Here is a 20,872-nt window from a genome sequence, read left to right on the forward strand (position 1 = left end):
TTAGCGATTTCATTTTCAGTAATATCGTAGGATGTTACTTTTACCGTATTCCAATGTTCGGCAGTATCACTTCCACTTGCAGGACATCCATTGGTAGGTCCATTAACCCCAGGACATAGGTCTGTATTTTGTGGATAGAAATTATCACCAGGTCTAGTACATCTGATAAGAGTATAGGTGTTTTCTCCAAACCCATCACCATCTTCATCACGATACCATGTGATTTGTTGAATATCGGGATCGTTATCATCACAGTCAGAGGTATTGGCTACTCTTCCTGCTGGTTGAGTACAACTGAGCACCCAATCGGAAGGGTTTCCAGCACCATCTTCATCGATATCGGCATACCATCTGGATGGATCTTTGATATTGGGATTGTTATCATTACAATCCTTATTGTTATCTACATAATTAGCAGGTTTGGAGCAACTTCTTATCGTAGGTCCTGTAGCGGCACCAAACCCATCATTATCATCATCATAATACCAAATAGAAGGTCCCTTGATATTAGGGTTGTTGTCATTACAGTCACCTCCTCTTAGTACATACCCTGTACCAGGAGAAGTTCGACAAGATCCATTAGGGCCACCCCAACCATCTCTGTCGTTATCGTACCAATACCACTGAGATCCTGGTTGTGCGTCTACACATTGATCATCTAGTATGGGCACAGGTCCAAGTTGTGCATATATAACCTTACCAATAAAAAGTAAAGCAAAAAACAGATAATAGGTATATGTTTGAATGTTCTTCATTTTTTAAGCTTTTGATAGGATTATCTTTGTTGATCTAGTATTTCAATGGGACCGCCGCCGCCGTTACAATTTCCTCTTTGATGACTACCCGACCGTTCTGTAGTTTGACCAGTAACTTTATCTCTTACTTGGCACTTGTAATATCTTCGTCCAGTTAACGGATCACAATAAGTAGTGAGGCTTCTGGTATTCGAAGTTCCCCATGAACCATAGTTTAGATTAGAAGAGCTGCTACTGATTGCCCAACGATATTCATAATCTCCACTACCACCATTGGTATATGCGGTTAGTGTCGTCGTAGTGACATTGTGATTTGCTACACCTAAACTAAGATATAATTGAGGTGTGTTATCTCCTATTGGGTCAACAATTCCATCTCCATTTGAATCTGAAATAGCTACTCCTTTATAGTTGTAATCAATTTCCTTTATTAGTTTAAACCCACCAGTAACAGATGGAGAAGCATCAATTATTTCTTCAAAAGTTCGTATTAATTTTCCTGTTTGATCATATTCATATCGTGTTGCTAAATTATTTGTTCCAATGATATGTGTTAATTCATCCCAGTCATTATACACATAACTTGTAAGGTTCGAATTAGTTGGATGCATTCTAAAATCATCAAAATAGATGGTTCCTGATGCTGATGTAACATAAACGGTTATTCCTTGGGCAGGAACATCAAAATAATGATTCAATTGAACCCAGTTCCCAGCTGTCACAATTTCACCGTTAAATGAGATATTACCACCCCCAATATTGACTTTAGCATTAGTATAATTTGCTTTATTGGCCCATACAGAAATTTTATATTTCTCTGAGTTATGGGGCCCATATAATTCTACTTTAAATCCTTCTTTGCCGGCAAGGGTTTTAGAAGAGTATTTACCCGTATGGAACATTTCTGTAGATTGTTGTGCATTAGTCAGTACAGATCCCTCATACAGCCCATTTACCCCAGCATTATAAGTAACATAATACTCTGAGCCAGAAGCAAACATTTCGGTAAGACGGGAATTTCCTACTGCTAAAACTTTAGTATTATGATCACACATTTTGGTGGCAACATAACTATCGTTGATATCTTTTACTTCCAAAGGCATAGAAAAGTTGTCATACCTTGTTATAGTTGAAGTGTTTATCCATTTAGAATTCGTTTGATTACCATCAATTTCCCAGTTGAAATTATCATAGTTACCATTAAATCCTTGATAAGATCCATCGGGATTAATATCTCCATTCCAAACATAAGTTTTATGTTTACGCCACATTCTAGCCTTTTGGTTCGGTAAGAGTTCTGAATAGGTGTTATTCAAGATGTAGAAATTTTTCCACTGATTAGACCAGGTATTGATCGTAGCTGATATAGGTTTCCAGTTACCGTTTACATCAAGATAGGTGAAATTAGCAGCTGTTTGCGTAAGCATGTTTTTGTTTGTTGCTCCATTCACCACTGCACCCATGTTATACAATCCTGTAGAATATTCTGGAATAGTGTAAGCAGGTGTTGTTTTGGTCCTAAATCTGTTTCCGTGGCTGTCTACCGTTGTAGTTTCTAACAATTGACCCGAAATGTTATCATGTTTGTCAAAATTAGTGGTAGAACTATGGCCGCCAATAATAGTAGTCGTGCTTTTTAATACAGAAGGATAAATTGTTCTGGTCGAAGTATTGATCAACCATTCATCCGTTACGTCAGAACTCTTATAATTTACTTCTTTATAAGATTGGAAAGACTCTTGAATTACTCCTTGTGTAATTTCACCATTAGAAGCATAATTATTAATAGTCTTAGAAATAAGTTGGTTTTTACCATTGAACTGTTCTATTTCCAGAATTTGTCCTAAACAAGCAAAATTATTGGTTAATTCATAGTTTTTGATATTTACATTTTTACTCTGATTACTGTTGTACTGATTTAGAACAGTTTGCTCTGAAATCTCAAACAGTTCTCCAAATTTAATGCTGTTAGGATCCTTTTCATCTAAAACTTTAAATTTAAATACGGATCTATTTGAATAGGAATTCGTATTTGTATCAAAACCAGTATTTACAGTAACATATTCATACATTGGAGTTGGAGCCGGTAATTGAGACCCATACGCAATAGGTTGATCAGAATTATCCGGGAATGGTAAATAACTAATAACTCCAGAAGAAACATAGTTTGAATCAGACTGATTTTGATTAGAATTAGGTTTATTATATGAATATCTGGTTTTGTAGGTTTTGGTTCCATCGGTAATACTCAACTCTTTTACTCTTAATCCACCTCCGTTTTTACCGTCTGGTGTTTTGTTAGAAATGATAGAATGTATTAAAGAATATGAATTCAATGAAGCTACCAAAGGTCTAGGCTTTTTCTGGTTTTGCCAATTACCATTTGTGGAAGTAACTACAGAAACTGGATCAACCTCTAATGCAGGTGAAACACTTGGAGCATATGCTTTGTAACTAGCATTAACTTCAACAATCATAGAGTTGTCTGCTTGATTGATAGATATGATATTGGCTTCCTGAGGTAAAACATCTATAGAGGACCAAGCTGTAAAAGGAGCAGGATATGAACCTTGTAATCTTGCGGCAGAGTACCATAGGTCAAAATGAACTTTTCGATTCGCCACAAAATAATCAGATAACAAGAAGTTTTCTGTTGCCGAATCTTGATCGTCTACTTCTACTTTGATTTGTGCTCTTCCAGAAGAACCATTAACAGGAGGAAGTTGGTTTGCAAAAAAGGTAAACTTTAAATGTTTGTTGAAAACTCTACCTGTTTCCGCTACTGCAATGTCATAATCATCGGACTCATAATTAATATTGATGCTTCCTCCGGTTGGAGTAGTTATTTTGTTCATAGACCATACGGCAGGATTATTTTCATAGTATCCCCATAGATCTTTCATGTCATAGTTAAAGCTGCGATTGTTTAAATATTCAAATTTATAAGGGGGGACTAGTTGAGTTCCTCCTTTTCCTTGAAAAGATATTCCATTCAAAGTCAATCTTCCGCTTGAAGTATTTGGAGAATTTGTTACCAGACTATAAGAATAATGAGAACCAAAATCAATTACTTTTACTGCTTTGGCCAAAGTCCCAGCTATATTATCTTTTACGTCTATAACATTATCTTGAATGTTGTAATCTGGAATTGGATCACCGCTAATCGGAGGGAAAAGGGTGCCAGTATTTGCCAATGAACTACCATGAGCTTTATTTACAAGATCATCTTCGTTTTTTACCAAGATTATTTTTTCTAATCGTAAAGGTCTTTGTTTTGGTATAGTGTATCTAACTTCATCAAAATATGACGAGGTTGGCTGGACACCCGGAGCCTGGAAGTTGCGTCTTTTCCATTCTGGACTTACATTGTCAAATCGTATGTTTTTAACAAATACAGCTGTATGTGTTCTAGTTTTGATTCTATCCAGATAATACAGTTGTTTTTTTCCATATGTTTTCGTTTTGATGTTAGGGTTATCTTCTGAAACATCATATTCCTCAGCATATGGAGATTTCCATACAGAATTATTAGTCCATTTTCCATAGTCGAAACGAACCCAATATCCATAATCTCCTTCGTCTGGGTAATTTCTGGTATTTGAGGCAACATTATAATAATCAGGCCCGGTTATCGCCGTTAATAGCCAATGCGTTGCATAGGCCCCTTGATTAGTTTCAAAATAAGATTCTCTCTCTGGTTTGTTTTGGATAACACCAAAAGTTCTCGTGCTTGTTTTTAGGTTATATACTGGGAGTGAGTAATGGTAAGTTTTTCCATCTGGAGCAACTATTTTGAATCCTCCAATACTAGTTTTTATACCATTGCCTAAGAAAGAGGCTAAATTTTCTGGAATTGGAACACCATCTGGAGCATTAGCAGGTTCGAAACCTATGGGCATTAGTAGCCCGTCATTTTCTGCGGTTCCATCTTCCATGTCTTGTAAAGTGTAATACTGAACAAAGCGTCCATCTTTTTTTCTTGGACTCCAAGTAGTTCCTGAACCAGAATTATAATAATCATAGATATTACTGCTATTGGTATTAGTATTGAAACTAGCTTTGTTTATTTGTAAAGAAGAAGAATATTGATTGTTGAAATAGAAATATACATCTGTAGATCCTCCTGCTCCGTTTTGAAATCCAGAATATCTGGATAAATTGTAGTTCGATTCAAAAGTTGTTGAATTTGCAAATGTCCTGTGTAAGCCCAAAAGAGCCCCTGTTCGGGATACTCTTGGAGTCATAGATCCAGATAATCCCTGTGCAGATACGTTGAATGAATCAAATGCAGGAAACATCGCATTGTTTTTGTTTAATTCACGTGCTCCACTAGTAATTCCGACTTCATTAACGTCCATAAAGTATTTTCCTCCGTTGGTTGGATCTGATGATATTAACGTAGCGCTAACGCAAGTGAATAAATTGCTAACAGGATTATTAGACAATGCATTACAATTACAATCTGAAGGAGAATCTACATACACAACAGATGTATATACGGTCCCTTGTCCAACATAAGTGTTGAATCTTGATTTTACTTCACATTCATATTTGATGGCGTCTCCAAGGTATAAAGCACCGCTTACATTACTGGTTTTGTGTGAATTTAAATACCATTTTACCTTTTGTTTGCTATATCCTAGGTTAAAAGAACCTATCGGTGTAGGAATGGCTAAAGCAAAGAAATCAGAATCTGTGTCAACATTATAATCATTCATTGAAATTGAGTTGGCAAAAGATATTTGCGTACCCATTCCAACTCCCCCAACACCTCCGGAAACAGAAAGTCCTCTTGATGATAATGATAATCCGATGCTATTTTTCTTTCCTTTTTCTCCTTCTGCATAAGAAATAGACAACGAAGATTCTCCTTCATAACTCATGTTTAGTCCTATATTAAAGCCACTGTTGAAGTTACCATCTTCACCTTCTCCCCAGTTGTAACCCCCGTTAATTCCAATTCCTTGGCTTCCAATGTTTAGACCTATTGAGCCTCCTGCGGGAAAGGTATACCCAATGCTACCAGAACCATAAAACTGACCTCCAGGACTTACTCCAACCGTAGCACCTGCAAATAGTGGTGTTCCTGGAATTCCATAACCAGCACTTACGTACCCACCAAAACCTTTGTTTGAATTATGAGAAATACCGACTCCAACACTCCAGGCACCAGCAATAGAAGTATAAGAAACGCCAACAGATGTTGAAACATCAGATCCTCCAACGTCATAAAAACTTTCTTGTAGCATTCCATTTTTCCAGTCATCTGGATATCCATTAACTCCACGATTAATGGCTCCTGGATTCACAGACCAACCTAATCCAACCCATGATGCTTCTTGATCCATAGCAATTCCAGCATGGTAGGACAATGCCAATGGATATCCTCCTTCTGGACTTGGAACCGTAAGAAGAGGTAAGACATAAGTAAAGTCTCCAGTAAGTAAACTTACCATATCAGTGGCATCTACTGGTTCAAAAGCACCTGCTTCTGGGGCATTTGGCCCTTGGGCGAAAGTGCTGTTAGATGTTAAAATAAATAAACTTATCAAGCTTATCATCAAACATTTGTAAATCGAGTTGGATTCGTTTTTGGTTTTCATAAAACTACTTTTGTTTTAATATTACACCCGGAGTAGCTGATTTTGGTTTTATACTTACTCTTTGGTGGTCGACTCTTAGATTTATTATTAATTTTTATATACAGTTTCCTACAACTGAATAAAAGGGAATTGAAAAACTAGAATTTAATTCCCGGTTCATTATTGATAATTTTTGTTGGAATTTTAAATTTCACTTCACCGGTATAAAATCCTAGATCTTCAATAGTAAGTGTCATTACTTCTGTATTTGTTAACCTTTCATCTCTTGGATAAACAAATAAAATTGTTGTGGCCCCACTCATACCATATACTCTTGGATAGATATAATCGGCCATGGCGATAGTATCCTTCTGTTTTGTATATAAATGTACTTTCTGTTCCATTCCAAATGCTAATTCATTGACCATAGCACCAAATCGTTGTTTATTACCCACTACATTGCTCAATAACTCCTGATTGTTTTTGGACATCGATAATGAGAAATACAGATATTCATTGTATTTCGTACGTAAACTGTCTACCTTGGATTTTGTAACTACTCGGGATAAAGTTTGATCAACTAGTAAATCAGTTGGTTTGTATAGAATTGAAAAATCAACATCATTTATCGTTTTGGAATATAAATAACCATTTTCGGGTTGTTGAAGGTATTCTAATAGTTCTTCTGATGATTCAAAAGACTTTTTATTACAAGCAATAAAAAATAACGTGAGTATTACAATAAAAACTTTTACTTTGAACATTACTTTCCTTCAAATTCTGCGTTCAACTCTTTCAATACATCCTCTGTTAGATCAGCAGATGTTTCACCATACATTATTGTACCATTTCCAGTTGCTCCAAAGATCACTTTGTATCCCTTGGTCTTTCCATATTCTTTAACAAAGTCATTGATGTCATTGATTACAGTTTGAGTTACTTTTTTATCTTCCTCCATCAATTGTTTTTGTACTGCTTGTTGATAATTATTGATTTGTTGTTGCTTATTGGCCAATAATTCCTGTTTCAGTTCTATCTCCTTTTTACTCATTGAACTACGTTCTTTTTCGTAGGTTTTTAATTCATCCTGCCACCCTGTAATCAAGCTATCTACATTAGCTTTCATTGTTTTTGCTTTTTCGTCAAACTCTGATTTAACAATTTTGGTTCTTTTGTATCCATCTAATAGCTTATTTACATCTACGTAAACCAATTCTGATGAAGATTGCAGATAGAAAAAAGATCCAACAGTGGCTATTAATGCCAAGATGGCTATGGGTAAGGCTAGTTTATTCATTTCGTACTCTTTTTTGTTTCAATTATTTTTTTATGATTAACTGTTCTAATTTGATCAAGCGCTTTTCTAATTCATTGTTTGAATTCAATAAGTGCTCATTAATTATTTTTTGTTCTTTTAGTTTTTTGTCCTGCTCTATGGTGTAGAGTGTAAGCTCTTCAATCTTTTCCAGCAATTTCAAATTCATTTCCTTAAGATTCACACCTTCTTTTTCCATCTGCTTTGCAGAAGGAATATTAGGTAAGTGTCCTTTTTCTTGAATATGAAGAGAAACTTCTTCTAATGTTTTTAGATTATAATCTTCTAGGAATACATAATCGGGAGCTACGGCTCCGGCAAGATCAACTTTCACCTCTTGTGTATGGATTTTTCCTTTGACGGTGAGTTTTGAATCCGGAGTAGTAGTACCAATTCCTAAGTTCCCATTGGCGGTCATGGTCATCATCTTTGTGGTATAGCTGGTCCATAAGAATAATGGTCGGTTTGAAATCGGACCATTGGTTCTACGAGCATCAAAATTTACTACAGCATTCCCACCAACGTCATTCCCTTCAGAAGTGGTACCCATAAATTGAATCGAGTATCTGTTGTCGGACTGATGATGTCCTTTAATAACAGGTATAAACTGATTAGGTGAGCCCGTAGAATTTGCAATTTGCAAATAATCATTGGGAGCATCGGCAATTCTATAGCGGGTTAAACTTTCGGTTTGACCACTTGTAGAAAGGATATCTAATCTGGCAGCTGGATTTGGTGCTCCCAATCCTAAATTTCCATTATGTAATAATAACAAATCGTTCTCACCATAGTTTAATCGTCCAAATTGAGCACTAAGTAATACTGAGCCTCCTCCATTAGGTAAAGTCCCGTCAAATATATCCCCACCTGTCCAAGCAGATTGATTGAGATATACCTTTAGCCCTGCAATGGCTACTTTAAAATTGATTTCTAAATACGCTTTTGTATCATCATAGGTAATTCGTGCATCAGACCAATGATCTGCATCACTTACAGATGAAATATTTAACCCGCCATAGGCAGACCAACCTTTCATCCATGAGATTTTGCTTACTCTGGGAGATGTGGCACCACCTTCGGTGTGTATAGTGATCTCGTTATAACCTCTTCCGTATGCGCCATCAAGCCGTGCTACACGTTTCCATCCTGGACCATCCACTACTACGGTTTTTTTAATTTCAGTTTGTCCATGTATCAGGATTGAGGTTAGAAATATTGCTAGGTATAATGCTCTTTTCATATCAGTTTTGTAATTGGTTTAGGATGCGATCGATTTTTTCTTCTAATAAATTGATTCTTTGTTTTTCTGATTTTAATTCAGTTTTTAGATTATTGTTTTGCTCCTCGTGTTCCTTTATTTTTTCTTCTTGAGCAATAGTGTAGAGGGTAAGCTCCTCAATCTTCTCCAGCAATTTTAAATTCATTTCCTTAAGATTTATTCCTTCTTTTTCCATTTGCTTTGCAGAAGGAATATTGGGTAAGTGCCCTTTTTCTTGGATATGTTGAGAGACTTCGTCTAGGGTTCTTAGATCATAATCCTCTAGAAATACATAATCTGGAGCTAAAGCTCCTGCTAAATCTACTTTTACTTCTTGTGTGTGTATTTTCCCTTTTACGGTGAGTTTAGAGTCCGGTGCTGTGGTGCCAATTCCTACATTTCCTGTAGATCGTTGAAATGTCATTACTTGATATGCCCAACTGGCTTCGCCATTATCTCGTTGCGTACGTATGCCAAAAGTATTTCCATCATTATGAGCATTAAAAAGCCAATCGTTTTTAGCTTTTCCGTTTACGATTAAACCTCCCCAGTTGTCATCTCCAACTCTTACCGTACTAGCTACATCCAATTTGTATGCGGGGGTGGTAGTGCCTATTCCAACATTACCCTGTCTACTGATACGCATTTGTTCTTCAGTTGCTACAGAGAAGCGTATTTCGTAACCACCGGTAGCAATATGCAAAGGTGTTCCTGCAGTAGGGCCAATATTATCTAAACGACCAATAGTGAATTCGTTGTTAGAGTGACCAATACCGTAAACAAGTTTATTATCAGCCCTTTTGAAACCTATCAAGTTACCAACTTCAACAATAGCATCCTTATTTTCCATTAGAATGGATCGCCATTGTGTCCATTGATTACCAGTGGGATCCCATTGCCTTAATTTAAATTCACCATAAGGGTAAGAAGTAGAAAGTAGCTCGAAATTTCTACAGCATGCAGAACCACTTACGGTAAGTTTTGTACCATAGGGATATTCCCAATTCAAAACAGAGTTGTTACTTCCAGGTCCGGTTTGATAATAAATCCCACCTTCCATATTGGCAGTGGGTTCTTGTTCGGAATATTGTTGTTGTGAATAGGTAACAACGGATACTAAAAACCCGAGGAGTGTCAGATATTTTTTCATTGATTTGTGTGATTGAATGTGATCAAATGTTCTATTGGTTTTCTAATTTTTTCTCGAGGGCCTGTATTCGTTTTTCTTGGGCAATCGTATAGAGGGTGAGTTCTTCAATCTTCTCCAGCAGTTTTAAATTCATTTCCTTAAGATTTACTCCTTCCTTTTCCATTTGTTTGGCAGAAGGAATATTAGGTAAGTGTCCTTTTTCTTGGATGTGTTGAGAGACTTCATCCAAGGTTTTAAGATTATAATCGTCCAAGAATACATAATCTGGAGCTACTGCTCCAGCCAAGTCAACTTTTACCTCTTGGGTGTGGATTTTTCCTTTTACGGTAAGTTTGGCATCCGGAGTATTGGTTCCAATACCTACATTTCCGGCATTAAAATACGTAGGATGTGTTTTGCTCGAAGTTATTCTTACTCTCTCTTCATGATTGTTTTCTCCCAATGCCTGATATAACTCTAATGTGGATATTAATTCTCCACGTGAAGAACCTCCTGGTTTCATTTCAATTTTATTGTGAGCATAAGCTCCAACAGGTGTACCCATGATCAACGAATGACGTCTCCAGTAAAAATTGGTTTTGCCCCATCCAGAATCATATGCATCGTTACTGTATAAATAAAAGTCTCCATGTACCTGTAGTTTTGACACTGGATTAGTAGTTCCTATACCAATGTTTCCTCCATTAAGAAAAGAATTACCTGAGGAATGTAGCCTTATTTTTTCGGTATGACTACTTTCTGAATTAGCGGTGTACATTTGCAAAACTGATTGTAATACACCTTGCGAAGCACCCCCTGGCTTTAGTTTAAAATTATTGTGATTATAACTACCAGGGATAGTTCCCATTGTCATATTATGTCTTGCCCAGTAAATTCCATCATCATCGGGTCCAGAATTTAAAAAAATTTTACCTTTTAGTTCTAATTTTTGTTTTGGGTTTTCTGTTCCAATACCCACATTCCCTAATTCATTAATGATCATTCTTGGACTAGGATTTATAATTTGATCCGCTGTAGTATTTGTTTTTTCAGTATAAAATAAAATTCTGCTCCAACTTGCTCTTACTCCTGCATATCCATAATTATTTGAATGATAAAAAGGAGTATATAATTTATTATGATTGGTTCCTCCTTGCTGTAATGCCAAATTTGTGCCGAATACAGCATTTCCCCCCATTGTGCCGGATATACTTGCTCCAAAATTAGAACCTATAGTAACGTTTCCAGTTGTTGGATAGGTGTTTTGAGCAGAAGTAATGGTCGTAAACAATATGAAGACCGCGAATGATATTTTTTTCATTGATTTGTAATTGGATGTTGCTGAATGAGATTTGTTTTTAAAACAGGGATCTAATAGATAGTGTCTTTAGTAATCAAAATGTTACTATAGTATTTTTAGTTTTTTTTAAGTTTTTTTATAAGCTTGATATTCTGTGCTTTATAAGCAATTTCTACTTTGGGATTATTCCTTAGAATTGGTATTAAATAAAAAAAGCAACTACCTTAAGTAGTTGCTTCTTTACAAACAGAAATTAGTATCTAAAAACTAGATAATCGTAGATTGTCCTACATGAATATTTTCAAAATTGATGTTCGAATCTTCCGGATTCAGGATGTAATCGGCAATAAAATCACCCACTTTTTCAGTAGTAAGTGGATTAACCTTATTTAGATCAGGTGTGGTCAAATTCAGCTCTAGTGCTTTTTCTACAGCATCTCTTATGGCATTGGCCTCACCTAATAAATCAAAATGTTCTAATAGCATAGCAGCTGATAAGATAGCAGCTATTGGATTTGCAATTCCTTTTCCTGTAGCTTGTGGATAAGAACCATGGATAGGCTCAAACATACAACAGGTATCCCCGACAGAAGCAGAGGCTAATAAACCGATAGAACCGCCAATTACACTGGCTTCGTCAGAAATGATATCTCCAAACATGTTTTCGGTAAGGATGACATCAAATTGACTTGGATTAAGTATCATTTGCATAGCAGCATTATCAACAAACAAAAAGTCTAGCGCTACATCCGGATATGTTTTGGCAACTTCAGTCACTACTTTTCTCCATAACCTGGACGATTCTAATACATTGGCTTTGTCCACCAAAGTCAATTTATTTCTTCTTTTTTGAGCAGCCTTAAAGGCCAGGTGGGTAATACGCTCAATTTCTTCTTTTGAGTATTCGCACAAATCAGAGGCAACGGTACCCTCGTCATTTAGTTCTTTTTTTCCGAAATAAATTCCTCCAGTTAACTCTCTGTATATAGAAATATCTGTACCTGTAATAATCTCAGGTTTTAAGGGAGATTTATCGATTAAAGTATCATATGCTTTTACCGGTCTGATATTAGCATACAGACCTAGTTCTTTTCTTAGCTTTAATAATCCTTGCTCTGGGCGAACAGGAGCACTTGGGTTATTGTCGTATTTTGGATCTCCAATGGCCCCAAACAATACGGCATCTGTATCCACACATAATTGTAAAGTTTCCTCGGGTAGGGGATTACCAGTTTTGTCGATAGCAATGGCACCCACCAAAGCATCTTTGAATATAAACGTATGATCAAAACTATGTGCAACCGCCTCAAGCGCTTTGATAGCTTGAGCTGTTACTTCTGGTCCAATACCATCTCCCGATAATACAGCAATATCTAATTTCATCTTTTCTGTTGTTTTGTCTTTTGGACAGGTGTACTATTCCTTTAAATTAATACTCTTGCAGCTTCAAAAGCTTCTATTTCGGATTTATTACTAATTAAAAAATCAATATCATCATACCCATTCATCAGGCATGTTTTTTTATAACTGTTAATCTCAAAGCTTGCAGAATTTCCTGAGTTGATTTCTGTGATTTTTTGTGCTTTAAGATCTACTTCAATTTGAGTCTCAGGATTTTTTTCAATGGTCTGCAATAAGGATTGCAAAAACTCTGGAGTGACCTGAACGGGTAATACTCCGTTATTTAATGCATTTCCTTTAAAAATATCTGCAAAAAAACTGGATACTACTACTTTAATCCCATAATCATGAATGGCCCATGCTGCATGTTCTCTACTAGAACCACAGCCAAAATTGTCTCCTGCTACTAGGATACTACCTTTGTATGTAGGGTTGTTAAGTACAAAATCTGTATTGGCACTACCATCTTTATGAAAACGCCAGTCTCTAAATAGATTTTCTCCAAATCCATCACGACTAGTAGCTTTCAAAAAACGGGCTGGTATAATTTGATCCGTATCTATATTTTCTATAGGTAATGGGATAGCCGCCGAAGTTAGTTTGGTAAACTTATCCATCTTAATTCAATTGTTTAGTAATATCAATTATCTTTCCTTCAATCGCGGTTGCTGCTGCTACCAGCGGACTAGCCAAAATAGTTCTGGCTCCTTGTCCTTGTCTTCCTTCAAAATTTCTATTGGAAGTAGATACACAATATTCTCCTTCCGGAATTTTATCATCATTCATAGCCAAACAAGCCGAACATCCGGGTTGACGAAGTTTGAAACCAGCATCCTCAAAAATCTCATTCAATCCTTCGTCTACAATTTGTTGTGCTACTTGTTGCGATCCAGGAACAAACCAGGCAGTTACATTATCTGCTTTTTGTTTTCCTTTGATATAACTGGCAGCTACTCTAAAATCTTCAATTCTACTGTTTGTGCAGCTTCCTATGAATACATAGTTCACTTTTTGATCCAATAGAGATTGCCCTTTTTCAAAATTCATATAATTTAATGATTTTTCGAAAGAAGCACTGTCTTGCACAGGGATAGTTTCTGATATTTTGATTCCCATTCCTGGATTGGTTCCGTAAGTCACCATAGGCTCAATATCTGCAGCATCAAAATGATATTCTTTATCAAATACAGCTCCTTGATCGGTAGGTAATGTTTTCCAATACGCTACTTTTTTATCAAATTCTTCTCCTTTTGGAGCAAATTCTTTTCCTTGAATGTAATCAAATGTAGTTTGATCTGGTGCAATCATTCCACCACGAGCTCCCATTTCTATACTCATATTGCAAACGGTCATACGACCTTCCATAGACATTTCTTCGAAAACATTACCTGCATATTCACAAAAATATCCAGTACCTGCGTTGGTCCCTAATTTTGAAATGACATATAAAATCACATCTTTGGGAAGCACACCTGCTTTCAAGGTACCGTTTACATTTACTCGTAAACTTTTTGGTTTTTGAAGTAACAAACACTGACTAGCAAATACTTGAGCTACCTGGCTAGTTCCTATACCAAAAGCAATGGTACCAAAAGCACCATGAGTAGAGGTATGACTATCGCCACATACCATAGTCATTCCCGGTTGAGTAATCCCAAGTTCAGGAGCCATAACATGCACAATGCCATTGTACTTATGTCCTAAGCCATAAAGTGTAATATTGTTTTTCTCACAATTTTTAGAAAGTTGAGCCAATTGATTTCTGGATAATTCATCTTTGACTGGTAGATGTTGATCTACTGTTGGTGTATTGTGATCTGCAGTAGCTACAATCTGATTAGGTCTAAAAACTGGGATTTCACGTTGTTCCAGTTCTGAAAATGCTTGTGGACTGGTAACTTCATGAATTAGATGTTTATCGATATATAAAATTTGAGGTCCGTTCTCAATTTCCTTGACAACATGGGCGTCCCATACTTTGTCGAATAATGTTTTTTTCATCAATATTTTTTTATACAACTGCGGCAGCAGCAATATTCGAATTTTTCATGATCAAATGGATGTCATCATCCAATACTTCTTTTTTATGGTCAGCAAAGTTTAGAAACTCTTTATATACATCATCCAGCTGGAGCTTAGTTAATTCGTATCCAACTTTTTTGGCTCGATACGCTAAAGCGGCTCTACCACTTCTGGCAGTGAGAACAATTGCTGATTCAGTGACTCCAACTTCAGCTGGATCTATAATTTCGTAAGTCTCTCTGTTTTTGATAACACCATCTTGATGAATTCCAGAACTATGTGCAAATGCATTGGCTCCAACAATGGCTTTGTTGGGTTGTACTACCATACCCATATGATGAGACACCATTTGACTGCTCTCATACAACAGTTTTGTGTTGATATCGGTGTTTAAAGACAGGTAAGGGTGTTGTTTCATGATCATAACAACTTCTTCTAACGAGGTATTCCCAGCACGCTCTCCAATACCATTAATAGTACACTCGATTTGTCTAGCTCCATTAATGGCTCCAGCAATCGAATTGGCAGTTGCTAACCCAAGGTCATTATGACAATGGCAAGAAATTACCACATTATCAATACCTTTTACATTTTCCTTTAAATATTTGATTTTGGCACCATATTCTTCTGGCAAACAATAACCAGTAGTGTCTGGTATATTAAGAACGGTCGCACCAGCTTTGATCATAGCTTCACAAACTCGTGCTAAAAACTCATTATCGGTGCGACCAGCATCTTCTGCATAAAATTCTACATCTTCAACAAATGATTTGGCATATTTTACTGCCGCAACACCTCTTTCTATTACTTTCTCTTGTGTAGAATTGAATTTGTATTTAATATGAGAATCGGAGGTTCCGATCCCGGTATGAATTCTTGGTCTTACTGCATGTTTAAGCGCTTCGGCTGCAACTTTAATATCGTTTTCTACAGCTCGGGTAAGTCCACATACTGTAGCGTTCTTTACTACTTTTGCAATCTCATTGACTGAAGTAAAGTCTCCAGGACTAGACACTGGAAATCCGGCTTCGATAATATCTACACCGAGTAAATCAAGTTGTTCTGCAATAATAAGTTTTTGTTTTGTATTTAACTTACATCCAGGGACCTGTTCTCCATCTCGAAGGGTAGTATCGAAAATTTGTACTTTGTTATTACTCATAAGAATTGCGCGAATTATAAATTATGTGCTTTGTTTTAAAAACAACATCATTTTAAAATATTCTTAAAAGATGTTTCTTTAATCTCTTACGAATTTATATTTTGGGAATTCAAAAGGGAAGTATTTGGATTATGGTTTTACAATGGTAAAATGTTTTAATAAAAAGTTAACTTTCTTTTAATCAATTAATTACAATATATTTTCTTACAATGACTAATGATCAAAAAGATCCTTTGTTTGTTTTAATCAAGTCACTTTCCAAATCCGAAAAGCGACAGTTTAAAGTGTATGTAGGGCGTTTGGGAGTCAATACAGATTCAAAATTTTTGGCTTTATTTAATCATTTAGATAAAAGTGATGCCCTTGATGAAGATTTGATTGTGAAGAAAGGAATTGTAAAAAAACAACAGCTTTCTAATCTCAAGGCACATTTATATAAGCAGATTTTAATTAGCCTTAGATTAAGTCCACTTCATCAAAATATACGATCTCAAATTAGAGAACAATTGGACTTTGCTTCGATACTATATCACAAAGGGTTATACAAACAGAGTTTGAAAATTCTTGATAAAGCGAAAGCGTTGGCAAAAGAGAATGAGGAGCATAATATTGCCTATGAAATTGTAGAGCTGGAAAAGATTATAGAAACTCAATATATAACCCGAAGTATCAATAACCGAGCAGATGAGCTAACAGTAGAGGCCAAGATGCTGAGTATGAAAAATGTCTTGACCAGCCGATTATCTAATCTTTCTCTTCAGTTGTATGGTTTGATGCTAAAAAGTGGTTATGTTCGTAATGATAAAGAGCACAATGTAATTACCAATTATTTTCATGGTAAATTACCAAAGTATGAATGGAGTATGTTGGGCTTTAGGGAAAAACTTTGGTTATATAAAGCACATCTTTGGTATAGTTTTATTGTTCAGGATTTTTTGTCCTGCTACAAATACTCTAAGAAATGGGTGGATTTGTTTTATGAGCATCCCAAAATGATTGGATTAAATCCAGTGTTTTTCTTACGTGGCAATCATTACTTATTAGAATCCTTATATCTCATAAAAGATAAGACACAATTGAAGTCTATGCTGACCCAGTTTGAAGAAGCCATAGCAAAAGACAGTTTTCCTAGTGATGACAATATTGAAGTGCTGTCGTTTCAATTTATATATAATAACAAACTTAATATTCATTTCTTAGAAGGTTCCTTTGAAGAAGGGGAGTACCTGGTCAAGGAAATTCTGGAAGGAGTAGAAAGTTTTAAGAATAGGTTAGACGATCATCACATCATGGTGTTTTACTACAAAATAGGCTGTCTATATTTTGGTATGGGGCAACATAAAAAATGCATAGAATATCTAGCCAAAATTATCAATAACAGATCCTTAAAAATGAGAGAAGATTTAATGTGTTTCTCTAGAGTTCTAAGCTTGGTAGCACATTATGAAGCAGGGATGGATTATCATTTGGAAAGCCAGTTAAAAGAAACATATCGTTTCTTGATCAAAATGGATGACTTGCATGAGGTCCAAAAGGAAATGATCAAGTTTTTACGAAATTTAGGAGATATTTATCCGCATCAAATCAAAGATGAATTCAGAAAACTTCACAAACGGTTAAAGCAATACGAGAATCATCCATATGAAAAAAGAGCATTCCTCTACTTAGATATATTGTCTTGGTTAGAAAGTAATATTGAAGGAAGACCAGTAGCAGACATTATCAAAGAGAAAGCCAAAGGTCTTGTCCGGTGATAGTATAGATATGATATATGTTAGTCAATAATTAATGATATTAGTAAGGATTAGGTTATTTTAGCCGCATCAATAAATAAACTCATCAAATAAACTAATGAATCAAAATATTTGTAGCTGCAGAATATGAAATACAGATATGTGCTGGTAAAAATATTACCTTTTATTTTCATACCCTCTTTGGGTTCTATAACAGCACAGATAAGGGTTGACGATAGTTCTTTTAGTGATCAACAACTTATCGAAGACGTTTTGATTGATAGTCCATGTGCAAGAGTAGAAAATATAATATCATCCACGGGAACTTCGGTAGGAGTTAACGGAATTGGTTACTTCGAAGCTAACGGTTCAGGCTTTCAAATTGAAAGGGGTATTGTTTTGAGTACGGGTAACGCGGTAAGCGCAATGGGGCCAAACGGAATAGAACCTTTAAGTGAAGGAGGTGAAACCTGGAGAGGAGATAATGACTTGGGCCGAATCACTAATACGAGTCCATTGTTTAACGCTACCTTCATTCAATTTGATTTTATTCCGAGTATTGATTTTATCACTTTTGATTTTCTATTTGCTTCAGAAGAATACGTTGGTGTATTTCCTTGCATTTTTTCTGATGTTTTTGCTTTTATTCTTACAGACTCTTCCGGTAATTCTAGAAATTTGGCAGTTGTTCCAGGAACGAATCCACCAACTGCAATCAAAGTTACTACGGTAAATGCTGGTGTAGACCTAAACAATGATGGAGACTTTGAAGATGTAATCGACGACCAGAACGAGTGTCCGCCTAGAAACCAAGAATTTTTTGGTCGAGTAATTACCCCGGGTACAGATGCGCCAATCGATTTTAATGGATATACAAAAGTATTAAAAGCTTCAGGGAGTGTGATTCCCAATGAACGATATACCATAAAAATGGTTATAGCGGATAATTTAGATCCAGGATTAGATTCTGCTGTTTTTTTGGCAGCAGGAAGCTTTAACATTGGCGGAGATCTAGGTGAAGATAGAACTATTGCTAATGGTAATCCAGGATGTGAGGGTACTCCTATAATACTTAATGCAACAGTTGGTAGCAGTTCAAGCTATTTTTGGTTCAAAGACGGAACTCCAGTCGGACCAGGAGATGGAACCACAATATTAGATGGAGGAGCAAGGCTTGAAGTGACTCAAGATGGATTGTACAGCGTTGATATTGATGTTTCTGGTCTTTGTTCATCTTCAGATTCCGTAGAAATTGAATTTGCAACCCCACCGGTGATTACTAGTTTACCCAATGATCTTAACTCTTGTGATCTGGATAATGATGGTATTTCTTTATTTGACCTGACCGCGAATACTGCTTTAGTACTAGGAGGCCAAGATGCTGCAATTTATGAAGTTTCGTACCACCTTACTCAAGAAGATGCAGAAAACTACACAGGGGTAAGTTCAACCAATACCATTACTAACCCCAGTAGCTTTATGAACACTTCGGCAATACAAACAATTTGGCTAAGAATCGCGGAGTCCACACAAACGTGCTACAAGGTAACCTCCTTTACAATTGAAAGTATTCCTGTCGAACCGATAATTTTGGAAGAACGATATATTAGATGTCTAAATGCTGATGGAAGCCTTATCAATATATTTCCCCAAGATATAGAGGTAAACCTTGATCCTGCTCAATATACTTTTCAGTGGTATCTAGGAAACCAACCTGTATCTGGTAATGAAATTGCAGGGGAAACCAACGCTACTTTTATACCTGAAGCCTCTGGCCTATATAGTGTAGAAGTTACCCATATAATTAATGGATGTTCTATTTTCAAAAGTATTAATGTTGAAGATTCATATCCGCCCGAGGGAGTTAGGGCAGAGGCAATATCTGGAGCATTTTCTAATAATGTTACTGTCGAAGCTTTTGTAGAAGGAAATGGAAATTATGAATTTCAGATTGATGATAGTGACTGGCAAACGTCCTCCATTTTTAATGGTGTTACTATTGGAGAACATACAATTACGGTAAGAGATATAGAAAGATGCGGGGAAGAATCAGCAATTATTAATGTAACATCTGGATATCCTGAATATTTTACTCCTAACGGAGATGGTTTTCATGATTTGTGGAATATAGAAAGTACGCGGAATGTTACCATTAACCAGGTTTTGATTTTTGATAGGTTTGGGCGACTTTTAAAAACTCTTGGATCTCAAAGCAATTGGGATGGAACGTCTCAGGGGCGTCAGTTACCATCTAGTGAATACTGGTTTAAAGTATTATATACAGAACAAGGTGTCTTTAAAGAATTTAAATCTAGTTTTACATTATTAAGATAATTATAAAATTTGTCACAGAATAATCAACACTTCAAAAATATATTAGAGCTCAATCTTGCGATGCTTTTGATTAGTACTTCGGGAGCTTTGGGTCGGTATATAGAGATGCCTGTTCCCATAATTATTGGTTTTAGAGCCATACTCGCAGGCATTTTACTTTTTGTTTTTTGTAAATGGAAAGGAATCTCACTAAGTACTTCTAGCAAAGACCGTCCAACGATTATATTGAGTGGTGTATTGATGGGGTTGCATTGGGTAACCTACTTCTATGCACTTAAACTTTCGAATGTAGCGGTAGGAATGTTGTCCATCTTTACTTATCCAGTGATCACGGCACTTTTGGAACCTGTATTGTTAAAAACCAAATTTCAAAAAATACATCTTCTATTAGCACTTTTGGTCTTGTTGGGAATTTATTTTTTAGTTCCCGATCTTAATTTTGAAAATTCATATACCAAAGCGGTATTCTTTGGGGTGTTATCCGCATTGTGCTATTCGTTGCGTAACCTGATTATGAAAACCAAAGTAGGGAGTTATAATGGATCTATGTTAATGTGGTACCAGTTGGTAGTGGTGAGTATTGCGTTGTCTCCTTTCCTTTTCTTAATGGATAGTTCAGGAATCAAAGAACAATGGCTGCCTACCTTAACTTTGGCATTGTTAACCACAGCAATCGGACATACCCTGTTTTTGGGGAGTTTCAAACGGTTCTCAATCACTACGGCGAGTATCATCAGTAGTGTACAACCGGTGTATGGAATCATTATTGGTATGATTTTTTTAAAGGAAATACCCGTGTTATCCACTATTATTGGTGGGCTTTTGATTTTAACCTCCGTGGTGATAGAAAGTGTTAGGACTTACAAGTAATAGTGTAGATG

The 20,872-nt window shown here is 36.1% G+C and carries 13 protein-coding genes and 1 pseudogene; 3 read left to right on the forward strand and 11 right to left on the reverse strand.

The genetic code is table 11. The features are described from left to right. From BUE24_RS22810 to BUE24_RS22860, 11 genes and pseudogenes are all read right to left on the reverse strand, one after another. Positions 1–755: pseudogene (locus BUE24_RS22810) on the reverse strand (hypothetical protein); the annotation flags it as partial. 20 nt (positions 756–775) lie between these two features. Continuing rightward, positions 776–6,358, reverse strand: a complete 5,583-nt coding sequence (locus BUE24_RS22815) for a hypothetical protein (RefSeq protein ID WP_073321840.1) — start codon at positions 6,356–6,358, stop codon at positions 776–778. 137 nt (positions 6,359–6,495) lie between these two features. Continuing rightward, on the reverse strand, positions 6,496–7,101 hold the full coding sequence (locus tag BUE24_RS22820) for a hypothetical protein (RefSeq protein WP_073321843.1): 606 nt from the start codon (positions 7,099–7,101) through the stop codon (positions 6,496–6,498). After that, on the reverse strand, positions 7,101–7,634 hold the full coding sequence (locus BUE24_RS22825; RefSeq protein ID WP_073321846.1) for an OmpH/Skp family outer membrane protein: 534 nt from the start codon (positions 7,632–7,634) through the stop codon (positions 7,101–7,103). Before BUE24_RS22825 ends, BUE24_RS22820 begins: the two co-directional genes overlap by 1 nt. Before the next feature lie 22 nt (positions 7,635–7,656). Continuing rightward, complete coding sequence (locus tag BUE24_RS22830; protein ID WP_073321849.1) at positions 7,657–8,892, reverse strand: tail fiber protein; 1,236 nt, start codon at positions 8,890–8,892, stop codon at positions 7,657–7,659. A gap of 1 nt (position 8,893) precedes the next feature. Continuing rightward, entirely contained in the window at positions 8,894–10,060 is a 1,167-nt protein-coding gene (locus BUE24_RS22835) for a tail fiber protein (protein ID WP_073321852.1), read from the reverse strand. Positions 10,061–10,091: 31 nt separating this feature from the next. Continuing rightward, positions 10,092–11,360, reverse strand: a complete 1,269-nt coding sequence (locus BUE24_RS22840; protein ID WP_073321855.1) for a tail fiber protein — start codon at positions 11,358–11,360, stop codon at positions 10,092–10,094. Positions 11,361–11,606: 246 nt separating this feature from the next. Continuing rightward, positions 11,607–12,722: a 3-isopropylmalate dehydrogenase gene (leuB, locus tag BUE24_RS22845; RefSeq protein ID WP_073321858.1), complete on the reverse strand. Its 1,116-nt coding sequence runs from the start codon at positions 12,720–12,722 to the stop codon at positions 11,607–11,609. Positions 12,723–12,763: 41 nt separating this feature from the next. After that, positions 12,764–13,357 (reverse strand): 3-isopropylmalate dehydratase small subunit, encoded by a 594-nt coding sequence (gene leuD, locus BUE24_RS22850; protein WP_073321861.1) that lies wholly within the window; start codon positions 13,355–13,357, stop codon positions 12,764–12,766. A gap of 1 nt (position 13,358) precedes the next feature. After that, positions 13,359–14,741: a 3-isopropylmalate dehydratase large subunit gene (leuC, locus tag BUE24_RS22855; RefSeq protein WP_073321864.1), complete on the reverse strand. Its 1,383-nt coding sequence runs from the start codon at positions 14,739–14,741 to the stop codon at positions 13,359–13,361. Between the two features lie 10 nt (positions 14,742–14,751). Further along, positions 14,752–15,924, reverse strand: coding sequence for a 2-isopropylmalate synthase (locus tag BUE24_RS22860; RefSeq protein WP_073321867.1), 1,173 nt, complete (start codon positions 15,922–15,924; stop codon positions 14,752–14,754). A gap of 209 nt (positions 15,925–16,133) precedes the next feature. Between BUE24_RS22860 and BUE24_RS22865 the strand changes: the two genes are divergently transcribed. The 3 genes from BUE24_RS22865 to BUE24_RS22875 all read left to right on the forward strand — a co-directional run bounded on the left by BUE24_RS22865 (position 16,134) and on the right by BUE24_RS22875 (position 20,861). Then, positions 16,134–17,678 (forward strand): hypothetical protein, encoded by a 1,545-nt coding sequence (locus BUE24_RS22865; RefSeq protein ID WP_073321870.1) that lies wholly within the window; start codon positions 16,134–16,136, stop codon positions 17,676–17,678. Positions 17,679–17,804: 126 nt separating this feature from the next. Beyond that, positions 17,805–19,991, forward strand: coding sequence for a T9SS type B sorting domain-containing protein (locus tag BUE24_RS22870; RefSeq protein ID WP_073321873.1), 2,187 nt, complete (start codon positions 17,805–17,807; stop codon positions 19,989–19,991). Positions 19,992–20,000: 9 nt separating this feature from the next. Beyond that, positions 20,001–20,861, forward strand: coding sequence for a DMT family transporter (locus BUE24_RS22875; RefSeq protein ID WP_244548197.1), 861 nt, complete (start codon positions 20,001–20,003; stop codon positions 20,859–20,861). Positions 20,862–20,872: the final 11 nt, after the last annotated feature.

The organism is Aquimarina spongiae (genome assembly GCF_900141785.1).
GTDB classification, from domain to species: Bacteria; Bacteroidota; Bacteroidia; order Flavobacteriales; family Flavobacteriaceae; genus Aquimarina; species Aquimarina spongiae.